Annotated in this window: 15 protein-coding genes; 11 read left to right on the forward strand and 4 right to left on the reverse strand. The window is 70.4% G+C overall.

All coding sequences use genetic code 11. From position 1 onward, the window contains the following. On the forward strand, positions 1–780 hold the full coding sequence (locus tag AQI70_RS06175; protein WP_167358892.1) for an alpha/beta fold hydrolase: 780 nt from the start codon (positions 1–3) through the stop codon (positions 778–780). A 102-nt stretch (positions 781–882) separates the two neighbouring features. On the opposite strand, the gene AQI70_RS06180 is transcribed toward AQI70_RS06175, so the two are convergent. Next, the gene (locus tag AQI70_RS06180) at positions 883–1,872 is read right to left on the reverse strand and encodes a hypothetical protein (protein ID WP_062145308.1); all 990 of its coding nucleotides are present in this window, start codon (positions 1,870–1,872) and stop codon (positions 883–885) included. A gap of 183 nt (positions 1,873–2,055) precedes the next feature. Between AQI70_RS06180 and AQI70_RS06185 the strand changes: the two genes are divergently transcribed. The 6 genes from AQI70_RS06185 to AQI70_RS06210 all read left to right on the forward strand — a co-directional run bounded on the left by AQI70_RS06185 (position 2,056) and on the right by AQI70_RS06210 (position 7,122). Beyond that, the gene (locus AQI70_RS06185; RefSeq protein ID WP_062145310.1) at positions 2,056–3,402 is read left to right on the forward strand and encodes a hypothetical protein; all 1,347 of its coding nucleotides are present in this window, start codon (positions 2,056–2,058) and stop codon (positions 3,400–3,402) included. A gap of 219 nt (positions 3,403–3,621) precedes the next feature. Further along, positions 3,622–3,801, forward strand: coding sequence for a hypothetical protein (locus tag AQI70_RS06190; protein ID WP_062145312.1), 180 nt, complete (start codon positions 3,622–3,624; stop codon positions 3,799–3,801). A 21-nt stretch (positions 3,802–3,822) separates the two neighbouring features. Next, positions 3,823–4,116 carry a Dabb family protein gene (locus tag AQI70_RS06195; RefSeq protein WP_062145314.1) on the forward strand — a complete coding sequence of 98 codons (294 nt, stop codon included), beginning with the start codon at positions 3,823–3,825 and terminating at the stop codon, positions 4,114–4,116. Positions 4,117–4,308: 192 nt separating this feature from the next. Next, positions 4,309–5,139 (forward strand): RNA polymerase sigma factor SigF, encoded by an 831-nt coding sequence (locus AQI70_RS06200; protein WP_200865650.1) that lies wholly within the window; start codon positions 4,309–4,311, stop codon positions 5,137–5,139. Between the two features lie 269 nt (positions 5,140–5,408). Then, the gene (locus AQI70_RS06205; RefSeq protein WP_062145318.1) at positions 5,409–6,320 is read left to right on the forward strand and encodes an RNA polymerase sigma factor SigF; all 912 of its coding nucleotides are present in this window, start codon (positions 5,409–5,411) and stop codon (positions 6,318–6,320) included. A 49-nt stretch (positions 6,321–6,369) separates the two neighbouring features. Next, positions 6,370–7,122 (forward strand): hypothetical protein, encoded by a 753-nt coding sequence (locus tag AQI70_RS06210; RefSeq protein WP_062145320.1) that lies wholly within the window; start codon positions 6,370–6,372, stop codon positions 7,120–7,122. Between the two features lie 9 nt (positions 7,123–7,131). Here AQI70_RS06210 and AQI70_RS06215 read toward each other — a convergent pair whose 3' ends face one another. Further along, entirely contained in the window at positions 7,132–7,323 is a 192-nt protein-coding gene (locus tag AQI70_RS06215; RefSeq protein ID WP_003999883.1) for a hypothetical protein, read from the reverse strand. Positions 7,324–7,529: 206 nt separating this feature from the next. On the opposite strand from AQI70_RS06215, the gene AQI70_RS06220 reads away from it, so the two are divergent. The 4 genes from AQI70_RS06220 (at position 7,530) to AQI70_RS06235 (ending at position 11,900) form a co-directional block, all read left to right on the forward strand. Further along, a complete protein-coding gene (locus tag AQI70_RS06220; protein WP_037887610.1) occupies positions 7,530–7,985 on the forward strand; it encodes a MarR family winged helix-turn-helix transcriptional regulator in 456 nt (151 codons plus the stop codon). Between the two features lie 85 nt (positions 7,986–8,070). Next, entirely contained in the window at positions 8,071–10,506 is a 2,436-nt protein-coding gene (locus tag AQI70_RS06225; RefSeq protein WP_062146469.1) for an MFS transporter, read from the forward strand. Between the two features lie 86 nt (positions 10,507–10,592). Next, on the forward strand, positions 10,593–11,420 hold the full coding sequence (locus AQI70_RS06230; protein WP_062145322.1) for a YceI family protein: 828 nt from the start codon (positions 10,593–10,595) through the stop codon (positions 11,418–11,420). Between the two features lie 9 nt (positions 11,421–11,429). After that, on the forward strand, positions 11,430–11,900 hold the full coding sequence (locus tag AQI70_RS06235; RefSeq protein WP_062145324.1) for a PPOX class F420-dependent oxidoreductase: 471 nt from the start codon (positions 11,430–11,432) through the stop codon (positions 11,898–11,900). Here the strand turns inward: AQI70_RS06235 and AQI70_RS06240 are convergent. Next, positions 11,888–12,655, reverse strand: coding sequence for a TetR/AcrR family transcriptional regulator (locus tag AQI70_RS06240; RefSeq protein ID WP_062145326.1), 768 nt, complete (start codon positions 12,653–12,655; stop codon positions 11,888–11,890). The genes AQI70_RS06235 and AQI70_RS06240 overlap by 13 nt on opposite strands. Before the next feature lie 44 nt (positions 12,656–12,699). Further along, positions 12,700–14,235: an MFS transporter gene (locus AQI70_RS06245; RefSeq protein ID WP_062146471.1), complete on the reverse strand. Its 1,536-nt coding sequence runs from the start codon at positions 14,233–14,235 to the stop codon at positions 12,700–12,702. Positions 14,236–14,265 lie beyond the last annotated feature (30 nt).

A 14,265-nucleotide genomic window follows, 5' to 3' on the forward strand; every position in this document is an offset into this window, starting at 1 on the left:
ATCCATCAGGCGGCAGTGACCCCGTCCGGCGCGCGGCTGCGCTGGGTCGAACTGCCCGGCGCCGACCCGGTCCGTGTGTATGTGCACGGCCTGGGCGCGATGGCCTCGGCGTACTACGCCCGGACCGTGGCCCACCCGTCGCTGGCGGGCCACCGCTCCCTGCTGGTCGACATGCTCGGCTTCGGCCTCAGCGACCGCCCGGCGGACTTCGACTACAGCCTGGAGTCGCACGCCGACACGCTGGCCGTCGCCCTGCGTTCGGCCGGGGTGGCCCGGGCCGACGTCATCGGGCACAGCATGGGTGGCGCGGTGGCCATCGTGCTGGCCGAACGGCATCCGGAGCTGGTGGGCCGACTGGTGGTGGCGGAACCCAACCTGGACCCCATCGCCCCCGCCCGCAAGCCCGGCAGCAGCGGCATCGGCACCTACTCCGAGGCCGAGTTCCTCGACCGCGGCTTCGCGGAGACCCTCGACCGGGTGGACCCCGGCTGGGCGATGACCATGCGGCTCGCCGATCCGCTGGCCCTGCACCGCAGCGCGGTCCGGCTGGCCGCGGCGACCGTGCCGACCATGCGGGAGATGCTGACCGGGCTGCCCGTACCGCGCACCCTGCTCTACGGGGAGCGGGGCGAGGCCCCGGGCCGCGAGGAGGAACTGGCCGCTGCCGGCGTGCGGGTGCGGGAGATTCCGGACGCCGGGCACAACATCATGCTCGACCAGCCGGAGGCGTTTGTACGGGCCACCGTCGAGGCCTTGACGCAACCGGCGGACAGGCCCTGAGCGGGTCCGGCGAAGTCAGGTGCGCTTCGGCGGCGCCACAAAGGGACGCGGGGCTGTATGGATGTGCGGCGGAGCCGCTGGCCGACACCGCCGGCGCAGCGCTCAGGCCCCGCTCCTGGCCAGCTGGTAGCCGAGTTGGAACCGGGTTTCCACGCCCAGTTCCTCCTTCATGCGGGCCAGATGGGAGGCGTAGGTGCGCTGGCTCAGACCGATCCGCTTGGCGATGACGGCATCGCTTTCGCCCTCGATCAGACCACGCACGATCATCTGCCGCAGCTGGCCGGTGATCTCCACCGACCGCTCCGGGGTCCGCTGGCCGGTGAACTCCGTGGCCCGCTGCCAACTGCGGTCGAAGATGTCCGCCAGGAACCCGACGACCGCCGGCTCCCGCACCATCACCGCCTTGTTGCGGTCGGCGGAGGCGGGCAGGAAGGCGGTCCTGCGGTCGACGATGATCAGCCGTTCGAAGAACTCGTCCAGCGTTCGCACCTGGGCGCCGAGCCGGGTCATCTCCTCGACGAACTCCCGGGTGGGGCCCGCGTGCCAGGCCGTGTGCTGGTACAGGGTCCGCACGGAGACGCCCCGGGAGAGCGCCGCCCGCACGTTCGCCCGCACCGCGTTCAGGGTGTTGGCCGGGCGGCCCCCGCCGGGCTGAGCAGTGATCAGCTCCTGGGTGCAGTAACTGACCGCGTCGTCCACACAGGCGCTGATCAGCGCCTTGCCCTGGAGGTACGCCACGGAGTCGCCCTCCACGACCGGAGTGGTGTTCCCCTGGAACTCCGCGATCAGCGGGGACAGCGCCTCGGACAGGTCGCCGGCCTGTTCCAGCAGTTGGAGTGCCGCCGTCCGCCAGGTGGCCCCCAGCCGTGCCTCGGCCAGTTTGGGGTCCACCGGGACCAGTCGGCCCGGTTCGGTCTTGCTCTCCACGAGCAGACCGAGGGCGACCAGCCGGTCCAGGACGTCCGGGGGAGCGTCCCCTGGGGGGCGTCCCCCACGCAGACAGGCCGCGTACAGCTCACGGGCGGACGCGGTAAGAGCGGGGAATCCGGGGGCCGCCCCAGCGGTCGAGGGCAGCGGTGCGATCTCCGGCATACCAGTTACCTCTAATCCTACGAATGAATCAGGCACATCATTCCGGCCCACCGCCCGAACGCTAGGTGTTAAGTCGATCACGTTCAGAAGTCTGCTGACCTCCAGAAACCGGTCGATTCGGGACAACAGCCCCCACCGTCGACATCTTTCCGACCCTTCCCTCTTCGAAAGTGAGGCATCCCCATGGCCGCGAACCCCACGACTCGCGCCTATCTCGCGGGCAACCCGCCCGCGGAGTCCCTCGCCCTGCAGTGCGCCTCCGACGAGTTGCTGCGCTCCGCGCTCGGCGAGGGCTACCTGACCCGGCCGGCCTTCCTGGACCGGACGGTCGCCGAGGACCTCGGCGACCGGCTCAGCCGGCTCTACGACATCCTGCTCTCGCTGCCGGCCCGCCTGTACGACGGTGACATCCGGGCCCTCGCGGCCGCTGTCGGCTGGTCGCCCCTGCAGATCGAGACGGTCCTGCGGCCCGACGGCACCCCGCGCCGGGTCCCGCGCATGGCCCGCTCCGACCTCTACCAGGAGGCGGACGGCTTCAAGCTGCTGGAGCTGAACGTCGGCAGCCCTCTCGGCGGGTTCGACACCCAGTTGATGAACCACGCCATGCTGCGCCACCCGCACGTGGCCGAGTTCGTCGCGCGGGAGGGCCTCGACCACATCGACACCCTCCGGCTCCTGGTGGAGATGTGGCACGAGGAGTTCCCGGAGGTGGACTTCGACGCCCGCCCCGTGGTCGCCCTCGTCGACTGGCCCAACAGCTTCCCCACCCTCGAACCGCGCCTGAAGGTGATGGCAGGGATGCTGGACGCGCACGGCATCGAGGCGATCCCGTGCCACGCCGGCCAGGTCGAGGACCGCCCCGACGGCCTCTACGTGCACGGCCGGCGCATCGATCTGGTGCACCGCTGGTTCGTCATCGAGGACCTGCTGGGAGGCGACGACACCGAGCTGGCCGCCCCCGTCCTCCGGGCGGCCGAGGAGGGCCGGGTACACCTCTTCGCTCCGCTGGAGGTCGAGCTCTACGGCAGCAAGGGCTGCCTGGCCCTGCTCAGCGACGAGGCCAACCGGCAGCACTTCGACGCCGCCGAGCTCGCCCTGGTCGAATCCTTCCTCCCTTGGACGCGGATGCTGCGCGAGGGCAAGGTCGACGCCCCGGACGGCGAGCGGGTGAACCTGCTCGACCACGTCCTGGCGCACCGCGAGGAGCTGGTCATCAAGGCCACCGCCTCACACGGCGGCCTCGACGTGCTCGCCGGCTGGCGCACACCGGCCGACGAGTGGCGGGCGAAGGCGGAGCAGGCCCTCGGCGGTCCGTACATCGTCCAGCGCCGGGTACGCCCGGTGACCGAGGAGTTCCCGGTCGGCGACGGCTCCGGCCGCACCGAGCCGGTGGTCCTCAACTGGGGCGTGTTCCTTGCCGGTCACGGCTATGGCGGCTCCTTCATCCGCGGGATCGCCGACCCGGAGGCCGGCGTGGTAAGCCTCGCCAACGGCGCCCGGTTCACCACCAGTTTCCACACCCAGGCGTAAAGCTGTGCCGCACGACAGACCCCTTTGATTGCGTTTGTGCAGGTCAGAGGGGTCTGATCGGATGGAGCCCAGGGGAGCGGAACCCCTGACATCCCCTCTTGCCGCGCGTCACGCCGTTGATCTCCCCGAGAGGCGCGAAGGCTACACTCACCGCTGGCAGCAGGGGCCTCTTTCGGCCCTTTCGACTCATTCGGCACAGCAGCCACAGGGGAGGCCGCGATGGCGGTGAATTCGAAGAAGGTCGCCGTCTACGTGCTCGTGGTCTTCGTGCTCTACGTGATCATCACTGACCCGAAGGGGGCCGCCGGCTACGTCGAGATAGGGTTCGAGGGCATATCGGACGCAGCCAAGGCCATCGGTGACTTCATGACGTGGATCGCCGACGGAGGCGGCAGCTAGGGCCTGCCCCAGGGAGTACCCATGATCCGCCACTTGGTCCTCTTCAAGCTCAACGATGGCGTCGAGCGCGACGACCCGCGGGTCGTGGAGGGCGTCGAGGCCTTCCGCTCGCTCGACGGGAAGATCCCCGAGATCCGGCACTGGGAGCTCGGCTGGAACATCAGCGACCGCCCCATCGCCTACGACTTCGCCATCAACTCCGCCTTCGAGGACGCAGCCGCCCTACGCACCTATGTGGAGCACCCCGAGCACCAGGCGGGCGTCGCCCTGTGGCGGGAGTTCTCCACCTGGGTGATCGCCGACTACGAATTCTGAACCTCGGCACTCCCTCGGCACGCCCGGACCCACCCGTAGCCCTCCGCCGGAACGGCGGGGGGCTTTCGCGTGTCTTGCGCACCGATTCGTCCCCAACACGGAATTATGCGGTACTTGAACACAATGAACTGTCTTGTGATGCTATGACCGCTTTTGACGGATGAGTTGACGGATCACGAGGTGGAGTTGACCGTGCCGGCCAGTACTGCGCCTCAAGCCTCGACACAGGAGGAGTCCCCCACGCCCACGCCGCCCCGCAGCCGCGGCGCGGACACCCGAGCCCTCACCCAGGTGCTCTTCGGCGAGCTCAAGCAGCTGCAGCCGGGCACGCCGGAGCACAACCGCGTGCGCGGGGCACTCATCGAGGCCAACCTCCCGCTCGTGCGCTACGCGGCCGCCCGCTTTCGCTCCCGCAACGAGCCCATGGAGGACGTGATCCAGGTCGGCACCATCGGGCTCATCAACGCCATCGACCGCTTCGACCCGGACCGGGGCGTGCAGTTCCCCACGTTCGCGATGCCGACCGTCGTCGGCGAGATCAAGCGGTACTTCCGGGACAACGTCCGCACGGTCCACGTCCCGCGCCGGCTGCACGAGCTGTGGGTCCAGGTCAACAGCGCCACCGAGGACCTGACCACCGCCTTCGGGCGGACCCCGACGACCGCCGAGATCGCCGAGCGGCTGCGCATCACCGAGGACGAGGTGCTGTCCTGCATCGAGGCCGGGCGGTCGTACCACGCCACCTCACTGGAGGCCGCGCAGGAGGGCGACGGGCTGCCCGGACTGCTGGACCGGCTGGGCTACGAGGACCCGGCCCTGGACGGCGTGGAGCACCGGGATCTGGTCCGGCACCTGCTGGTGCAGCTCCCCGAACGCGAACAGAGAATCCTTCTCCTGCGCTACTACAGCAACCTCACCCAGTCGCAAATCAGTGCGGAACTCGGGGTCTCCCAGATGCACGTTTCGAGGCTACTCGCGCGTAGCTTCCAGCGGCTGCGTTCGGCGAACCGGATCGACGCGTAACCGCAAACAGGAGCGACCGGTAACCGGCGCGAGCGAATCCCTCACCAGGGCGGATCCCGACAGTTCTGCCCCGAAAGACCGTCAGACCCCCTTTATCCAGGGCGGATTCAGGTCTCACATGTCGACATGTCACTACAGCGTGTTGCCGACATGTGACATTCTTCGGGAAGCGCGTTTGCCGCGGCTTCGGCTCCGGTATTCAGGTGAAGGCTGGCGTTCCTCGATCCGGAGCGTTCGCCGCGACCGTCCCGCGACCCAAAGGGGGTGGCATGTCCGCAGACCAGGGCAGCTCGAAGGTGCTCACGCTCACGAAGAGCGAGTCCGCGCCCGACGCCGCGCTCGACGACGTTACGGCCCTTGAGGCCCTCCCGGCCCCGGCCCTGCCGGCCGCTGACGTCCCCGCCTTGCCGGCTTCGGCGAACATCGACACCCGCACCCTGTCCCGCTCCCTGTTCCTGCGGCTCGCCGCCCTGGACGAGAACAGCCCCGAGCGCGCCTACGTCCGGGACACCCTGATCGAGCTCAACCTCCCCCTCGTGCGCTACGCGGCGGCCCGTTTCCGCTCGCGCAACGAACCGATGGAGGACATCGTCCAGGTCGGCACCATCGGCCTGATCAAGGCGATCGACCGCTTTGACTGCGAACGGGGCGTGGAGTTCCCGACGTTCGCGATGCCGACGGTGGTCGGCGAGATCAAGCGGTTCTTCCGCGACACGTCCTGGTCGGTGCGCGTCCCGCGCCGCCTCCAGGAGCTGCGCCTGGCCCTCACCAAGGCCAGCGACGAGCTCTCCCAGAAGCTGGACCGCTCGCCGACGGTGATCGAACTCGCCACCGTGCTGGGGGTGTCCGAGGAGGACGTCGTCGACGGCCTCGCGGTCGGCAACGCCTACACGGCCTCCTCGCTGGACTCCCCGGCCCCGGAGGACGACGGCGGCGAGGGCTCCCTGGCCGACCGGCTCGGCTACGAGGACAGCGCCCTGGAGGGCGTGGAGTACCGCGAGTCACTGAAGCCGCTGCTGGCCAAACTCCCGCCCCGCGAGCGGCGCATCATCATGCTGCGCTTCTTCGCCAACATGACCCAGTCGCAGATCGGCGAGGAGGTCGGCATCTCCCAGATGCACGTCTCCCGGCTGCTGACCCGGACGCTGGCGCAGCTGCGCGAGGGCCTCATCTCCGACTGACCCCTTCCGGCCCCTTCATAATTGACGGAGCGTCAGCCACCATGGCCGGATGCTTCGCTCACCGTGGACGACCTGGACACATGGCCGTCGGTGCGCCCTGATCGGCGCGTCGGCGGCCGTCGTCTGCCTGGGCGGCGTACTGGCCGCATGCGGGGGCGGCGGCGGTGGTGACGGGTACGTCGCGACGGGGGCCGCGGGTGGGCCGCCGCGGGTGTCCGGTACGGCCGTTGCGCCGACCGGCGAGGTGACGCTGGTGCCGCTCGACGAATCGACCGGCGGCGAGGGCTCGGACTTGGGCGGTACGGCTCGGAGCAACGCCCGCGGACGGTACGGGAGTCAGGCGCCGGCCTCCCCCGAGCGGACGGCACGCGCCGCGCCACGCCCGAGCCGGGCCGTCGGACCCGCGGCGACACCCACCCCCACCGACTCATCCGCGCCGCCCAGGAGTTCACCCGCGCCTTCCGCGCCCTCCGCGCCGCCGTCGCCCGCCGCGCCCGCGCAGCTGACCGTGAGCGAGCCCGCGCGGGAACCCACCGACCAGCGCTGGTGCGAGAAGGTGACCGTCGCCTTCCACAACTCCGGGGGCACAGCCGTGCGTTCGGGCACCGTCACCTTCGGCACCCACATCATCGGCGCGCTCGGCATCGACTGGGCGACGGTCGAGTCGACGCACGAGCTCCCGGCGCCGATCGGGGCCGGCGCACGCGAGGAGAGGACCTGGACGGTGTGCGTCGAGGCGTGGCGGGTGCCGCTGGGCATGCACATCGAGACGCGGGACGTCTCCGTGCGGTGGGAGCAGTGACCGTACGGCCTACTTGAGCGCCAGCCAGGCCACCGCCGCCACGACCGCGACCACGGCGATCACGCCGACGATCAGGCCGATGCGCGGGCCGGAGGAGGCCTGCTGCTGCCGGCCCTGCGGAGCCTCGTCGACGAACGCGCGGAACATCTGGGTGCTGCCTGCGGGGTCGTGGTTGCCCTGGGGGCCCTGGGTGTTAGCCATGCCTGGAGACCCTAGCGAATCCGCTCGTTCGGCCCAAGTGGGGGCTCCGGCCCCGCACAGGGGCACACAGAACCCCCTCCACCTGCACATTTACGGTCGCAATACTTGCCTTTGCCAAGTTTTTGCGGCGCTCCCGATCCATTTTGTTTGCCTGTAACAACCAAGCGCTTCTATGGTTGCCCTAAGCAACAAACCGCGGAGGTGTGATGGCCGAGCAGGCGCAGTACGAGGAGCTGGTACGTCAGTTCAGCGCCTTCGGTGCCGTGAAGCGGGAGATGGGGCGGGTTCTGCCGTCCGACTGCCCCGCCGGCTCCGCCGCCGTACTGACGTTGCTGAACAGCCACGGCGACATGCGCATCAGCAAGCTCGCGGAACTGCTGGCCGTGGACATGTCGGTCACCAGTCGCCATGTCGCCCATCTCGTCGAGCGCGGCTGGATCGAGCGGTCCGCCGACCCCGCGGACAAGCGCTCACGCATCCTGCGCCTCACGCCCGCGGGCGTGGCGCAGGTGGACAGCCTGTCCCGGTGCACCACGCGGATGCTCGCCGAGCGCCTGAGCGACTGGACCGACGACGAGGTCGCACAGCTCACCCGGCTCATGGCACGGCTGAGGTCGTCCTTCGACGAGCAGTCCCCCCGTACACCCGCGACCACCCAGTAGGAAAAGGAAGCCCATGGCAACGACCACACCAGCCGGTGTGCGGGCCCACGCCAAGCACTCGGGGGGCCCGTCCGGCGGCGCCCCGATGTCGCACCGGCAGATCATGGAAGCGCTGACCGGGCTGCTGCTCGGCATGTTCGTGGCGATCCTGTCGTCGACGATCGTCTCCAATGCCCTGCCCGACATCATCAAGGACCTCGGCGGCGGCCAGAGCGCCTACACCTGGGTGGTCACCGCCTCGCTGCTGGCGATGACCGCGTCCACCCCGCTGTGGGGCAAGCTCGCCGACCTCTTCTCCAAGAAGCTGCTGATCCAGCTGGCCCTCGTCGTCTTCGTGGCGGGTTCCGCGCTGGCCGGTCTGTCGCAGAACGCCGGGATGCTCATCGCGTTCCGCGCGGTGCAGGGCATCGGCATGGGCGGCCTGTCCTCGCTGGCCCAGATCATCCTCGCGGCGATGATCTCCCCGCGTGAGCGCGGCCGGTACAACGGCTACCTCGGCGCGACCTTCGCCACCGCGATGGTCGGCGGCCCGCTGATCGGCGGTGTCATCACCGACACCGACTGGCTGGGCTGGCGCTGGTGCTTCTACGTCGGCGTGCCCTTCGCCGTGATCGCGCTCATCGTGCTCCAGCGCACCCTGCACCTCCCGGTCGTCAAGCGGAAGGTCAAGGTCGACTGGGCGGGCGCCTTCTTCATCACCGCCGCGGTCTGCCTGCTGCTGATCTGGGTGACCTTCGCCGGTGACAAGTACGACTGGCTGTCCTGGCAGACGTACGCCATGACCGGCGGCGCGCTCGCGCTGCTGCTGGTCTTCGTGCTCGTCGAGTCCAGGGCGAGCGAGCCGATCATCCCGCTGCGTCTGTTCCGCAACCGCACCATCACCCTCGCCTCGCTGGCCTCCCTGTTCGTCGGCGTCGCGATGTTCGCGGGCACGATCTTCTTCAGCCAGTACTTCCAGCTGGCCCGGGACAAGTCGCCGACCATGTCCGGCGTCATGACGATCCCGATGATCGTCGGCCTGTTCGTGTCGTCGACCGTCTCCGGCCGGGTCATCACCCGCACCGGCCGCTGGAAGGCATGGCTGATCGCCGGCGGTGTGCTGGTGACCGCGGGCCTCGGGCTGCTGGGCACGATCCGCTACGACACCGAGTACTGGCGCGTGGCGATCTTCATGGCCCTGCTGGGTCTCGGCGTCGGCATGATGATGCAGAACCTGGTCCTGGCCACGCAGAACCAGGTCGCCCCGACCGACCTCGGTGTGGCCAGCTCGGTGGTGACCTTCTTCCGCTCCCTCGGCGGCGCCATGGGCGTCTCGGCGCTGGGCGCGGTCCTCAGCCACCGGATCACCGACTACGCCGAGGACGGGCTGACCAAGCTCGGTGTGCGGGGCTCGTCGGGCCACGGGGAGATCCCCGACCTCGACGCGCTGCCGGCGCCGGTGCGCACGGTCATCGAGAGCGCGTACGGCCACGGCGTCGCGGACGTCTTCCTGTACTCCGCGCCGATCGCCTTCCTCGCCCTCGTGTTCGCCCTGTTCATCAAGGAGGTCCCGTTGAAGACCAAGGGCGCCCTGGCCCAGGCCGCCGAGTCCGCGGCGCCGGAGGCCGCCGAGGCTCCGGCCCGGGTCGCCGCGCAGGAACGGGTCCCGAGCTGGGCCGACACCTCCGCCGAGACCGAGGCCGCCCCCGAGGGCAACCAGCGGCTCGCCGCCGTCGCCACGGTGGCCCGGGCCGGGGAGCCGTCCGGCGGAGCGTCCGGCGGCGTCCCGGTGCGCGGCTTCGTCCGCGGTGCCGAGAGCGCGCCCGTGCCGCAGGCGGCGGTCACGTTGATCTCGCTGGCCGGGCGGCAGCTCGGCCGGTCCGTGGCGCAGGCCGACGGCGCGTACGCCGTGGACGCGCCGGGCGCGGGCTCCTACGTCCTGATCGCCTCCGCCGACGGTTTCCAGCCGCAGGCGTCCACGATCGTCGTCGGCGGTGACGAGCCGGTGGCGTACGACATCCTGCTCAGCGGCACCAGCGGACTGAGCGGTGTGGTGCGCACGGCGCAGGGCGCGCTGCCGGTCAAGGACGCGATGGTGATCGTCACCGATGTCCGCGGGGATCTGCTGGCCACCGCCGCCACCGGTGAGCAGGGCGAGTTCTCCTTCGCCGAGCTGGTGCCGGGTGCCGTGACGGTCGCGGTGAACGCCGCCGGGTACCGGCCGCGCGCCCTGCCCGTCGAGATCGGCGGCACCGGGGTCACCCGGATCGAGGTCGACCTGGAGGCCGGAGCCCAGGTCCAGGGCGTCGTACGGGCGCCGCACGGGCCGCTGGCCGACGCCCGCGTGACCCTGGTCGACGCGGCGGGCAACGTCGTCGGCACGGCCACCACCGGCGCGGACGGGGCGTACGCCTTCACCGACCTGGACGGCGGCGAGTACACGGTCATCGCGACGGGCTACCCGCCGGTGGCCACCGCCCTGACCGTCAGCGGTCGCGGCGTCGACGACCACGACATCGAACTCGCCCACCCCGGCGAGTAGTTAGAACCCCGGCCCGTGGCGGGAGGCGCGCTCTGAGCGGAGGTGCGCCCCGCCACGGGCCGGTCTCAATCGAGGAGCTTTGTGAGATGGGACTGACCGCGAGGATCCGTACCCGGGACGGATGGGCCGTGTCGCACGCGGTCGTCACGGTGACCGACATGACCGGAGCACAGGTGCTGCGCGTGGAGGCGGACGCGGAGGGAGCCGTACGGGACGCGAATCCGCTGCCCCCGGGGGCGTACACCGTCATCGTCACCGCCGTCGGCTACGCGCCCGCCGCCGCGAGCGCCATCGTCACCGCGAGCGGCCGGGCCGAGGTCGGCACGGTGACGCTGGCCCGGCAGGGCGGCACCGAACTGCCGCCGCCGGGGCCGTGGACCGTCGACCCGGCGCACTCCAGCGTGGCCGCCGTCGCCCAGCACCTGGGCATCTCCAGCGTGCACGGCCGGTTCACCCAGTTCTCGGGCGCCATCGAGATCGCCCCGGACGATGTCACCAAGTCCCGGGTGGAGGCGGTGATCCGGGCCGACTCGATCGACACGGGGAACGGGATGCGGGACGGGCATCTGAAGTCGCCGGACTTCCTGGACGTCGAGCGCTACCCCGAGATCGCCTACCGGTCGACGGGGATCACGGCCGCCGCGGGCTCGGACCGCTGGACCGTGCACGGAGAGCTGGGCATGCACGGCGTCGTACGGCCGGTGGACCTGGACCTGGCCTACCTCGGCACCGGCGCCGACCCGTGGGGCGGGACGCGGGCGGCGTTCCGGGCGACGACGGAACTGCACCGGGACGACTTCGCGATGAACTACAACCAGGTCGTCCAGGCGGGCATCGCGGCCATCGGTACGACGCTCAAGGTGGAGCTGGACATCCAGGCGGTGCAGGGGGAGTCCCTGCCGCCCGGCCTCTAGGCTGAGGCCATGGCACCGAACATCGCGACCAACACGCGCGTTTCGCTCGAAGAGCTGCTGGACTTCGTACGGCCCCGGCATCGCGCCATCCTGCTGACCCGGCGCGCGGACGGCAGCCCGCAGGCCTCGCCGTTGACCTGCGGGGTCGACGACTCGGGGCGGATCGTGGTCTCCACGTATCCCGAGCGGGCCAAGACGCGCAACGCCAAGCGGGATCCGCGGGTGAGTGTCCTGGTCATCAGCGATGACTGGAACGGACCCTGGGTTCAGATCGACGGGACGGCCGAGGTCGTCGACTCGCCGGAGTCCGTCGAGCCGCTGGTCGAGTACTACCGGAACATCGCCGGGGAGCATCCGGACTGGGACGAGTACCGGGAGGCGATGGTGAAGCAGGGCAAGTCGATCATCCGGGTCACGCCGGAGCGGTGGGGGCCGGTGGCCACCGGTGGGTTCCCTGCGCGGCTGGTTCAGGGGGACTGACTCTTCTCGACCATCGCCTCGATGCCCGCCACCAGCAGGTCCAGGGCGAACTCGAAGTCCCGCTCCCACATCTCCTCGACCGTGTCGCCGCCGCGGGCCGCCATGAGGTCCGCCGAGCCCTGGACCATGTCGGCGGCTTCCGGGGACTGGGTCACCACGCTCATGGCGTGGTGGAAGTAGCCGTCCGGGGTCATGCCGAACACCGCGCTGCGGGCGATGAAATGGCCCTCGATCGTGCCGAAGCCGTACACGAACTGGAAGACGGCCGAGATGGCGGCCACCAGACCGTGCGTCGGCAGCCCGGTCCTACGGATGATCCGCTGCACGACCCGGGAGAAGGCCAGGCTGTTCGGGCCGATGTTGACGTAGGTCCCGATCAGCGGCGACAGCCACGGGTGGCGGACCAGCAGCGCGCGGTATCCGCGGGCCAGCGCGCGCAGCTGGTCGCGCCAGTCCTCGCCGTTCTCCGGGTCGGGCAGGGCCAGTTCGCCGAAGGCGGCGTCGAGGGCGAGTTCGAGGAGGTCGTCCTTGGTGTCGACGTACCAGTAGACGGACATCGCGGTCACGTTCAGCTCGGCCGCCAGCCGCCGCATGGAGAACTTGGCCAGCCCTTCGGCGTCCAGCAGCCGGACGGTCACTTCCGTGATGCGGTCCCGGTCGAGCCCGGAGGGCTGTCCCCCGCCGCGTCCGCCCCGCCGGGCCCTGTCCTCCAGCCAGACGCTGGTACGCGCCGCCCGTCCGGCTGCCCTCACCATGGCGCACCTTCCTCGACTCCGTTGACTGATCAGGTTGCTAGGTCTCAGGCGAAGTCTGCCCTCTCCGCCCGCCGCAGCAACGCAGCGGCGACCAACCCCCCGAGCAACACGGCCACCGCCCCCACCAACTGACTGGTCGCCAGCCCCGAAGAGAACGCGTCCAGGATCCGCTCCTTCTCGGCGGAGCCGTCCGCCGAGGACAGGGCCGCCGGCAACGAACTCGCCGCCACCGGAATCAACGCCGCGAACCGCGAGTTGAGCACCGCGCCCAGCACGGCGACCCCCAGCCCGTTCCCGAACTCGGCCAGCGTGCCGTTGATCCCGGCCCCCACCCCCGCCTTCTCCGGCGGAATCGCACTCATGATCGCGTGGGCCATGGCCGGGTTGGCGATCGCGCAGCCCACCCCGATCAGCACCAGCCCGAGCAGTGTCCCGGCATAACCGCCGGAGGCGAGCGTGGCGATGGACACCAGGCCGAGCGACATCAGCACCATGCCCGACGCGATCGACACGGGCGTCCCCAGCTTCGCCGTCCACTTCGCCGACAGCCCCGAGAAGTTCAGCACCACGACGGACAGGGCCAGCGGAGCAGTGCGCAGACCCGCCTCCAGCGGGCCGTATCCGAGCACGAACTGCAGGTGCTGCGTGAGCAGGAACAGCGCCCCGCCCATCCCGAAGACGATCAGCACGGCACCCGCGACCGCGCCCGTGAAGCGCCGGTCCCTGAAGAAGTGCATGTCGAGCATGGGGTACGGGATACGGCTCTCCCAGTACGCGAACGCGGCCAGCACCGCCACCGCCACGGCCGCCGTGAGCAGTACCCGGCCCGACGTCCAGCCGTGCTCGGGCCCGGAGATGATGGCGTACACCAGCGAGCTCATACCGATGGTGGACAGGAGGGCCCCCAGCAGGTCGGGGCGGTCGCCGCGGGGGTTCTTCGACTCGGGCACGAGGGCCACGACCGCCACCAGGCCGAGCGCCACCACCGGCAGGTTGATCAGGAAGATCGCGCCCCACCAGAAGTGGTCGAGCATGACACCGCCGACCAGCGGACCGGTCGCGAAGCCGAGGGCGTTGACCGCGCTCCAGATGCCGATCGCCTTGGGCTGCTCCGCCGGGGAGAAGATCTGCATCGCCACGGCGAGGGTCGTGGTCAGCAGCAGCGCGCCGCCGACTCCCATGCCGGCCCGCGCGGCGATCAACTGGCCGGTGGAGTCCGCCAGTCCGGCGACCAGCGAGCCCACGCCGAACAGGGCCAGGCCGGCCAGCAGCATCTTCTTACGGCCGTAGCGGTCGGCGGCGCTGCCCGCCGTGAGCAGCAGGCCGGACTGCACGAGCGAGTAGGCGTTGATCATCCACTGGATGTCGGAGGTGGCCGCGTCCAGCTCGCGGGTGAGCGAGGGGATGGCCACGTTCAGGACAGTGTTGTCGAGCAGCACGGTGAGCTGGGCGAGACAGATGACACCGAGGATCAGCCAGCGCTGGGGGTGGCCCTGGGCCGGGGGCGGGGCCTGAGCGGCCGGGCCCTGACCGGCCGGGCCCTCACCGGCCTGGGACTGTTCCTGGGGGGACGTCGTCATGCTGTACACCGTAGAACAGTTCCCATACGG

The organism is Streptomyces curacoi (genome assembly GCF_001513975.1).
Taxonomy (GTDB): domain Bacteria; phylum Actinomycetota; class Actinomycetes; order Streptomycetales; family Streptomycetaceae; genus Streptomyces; species Streptomyces curacoi.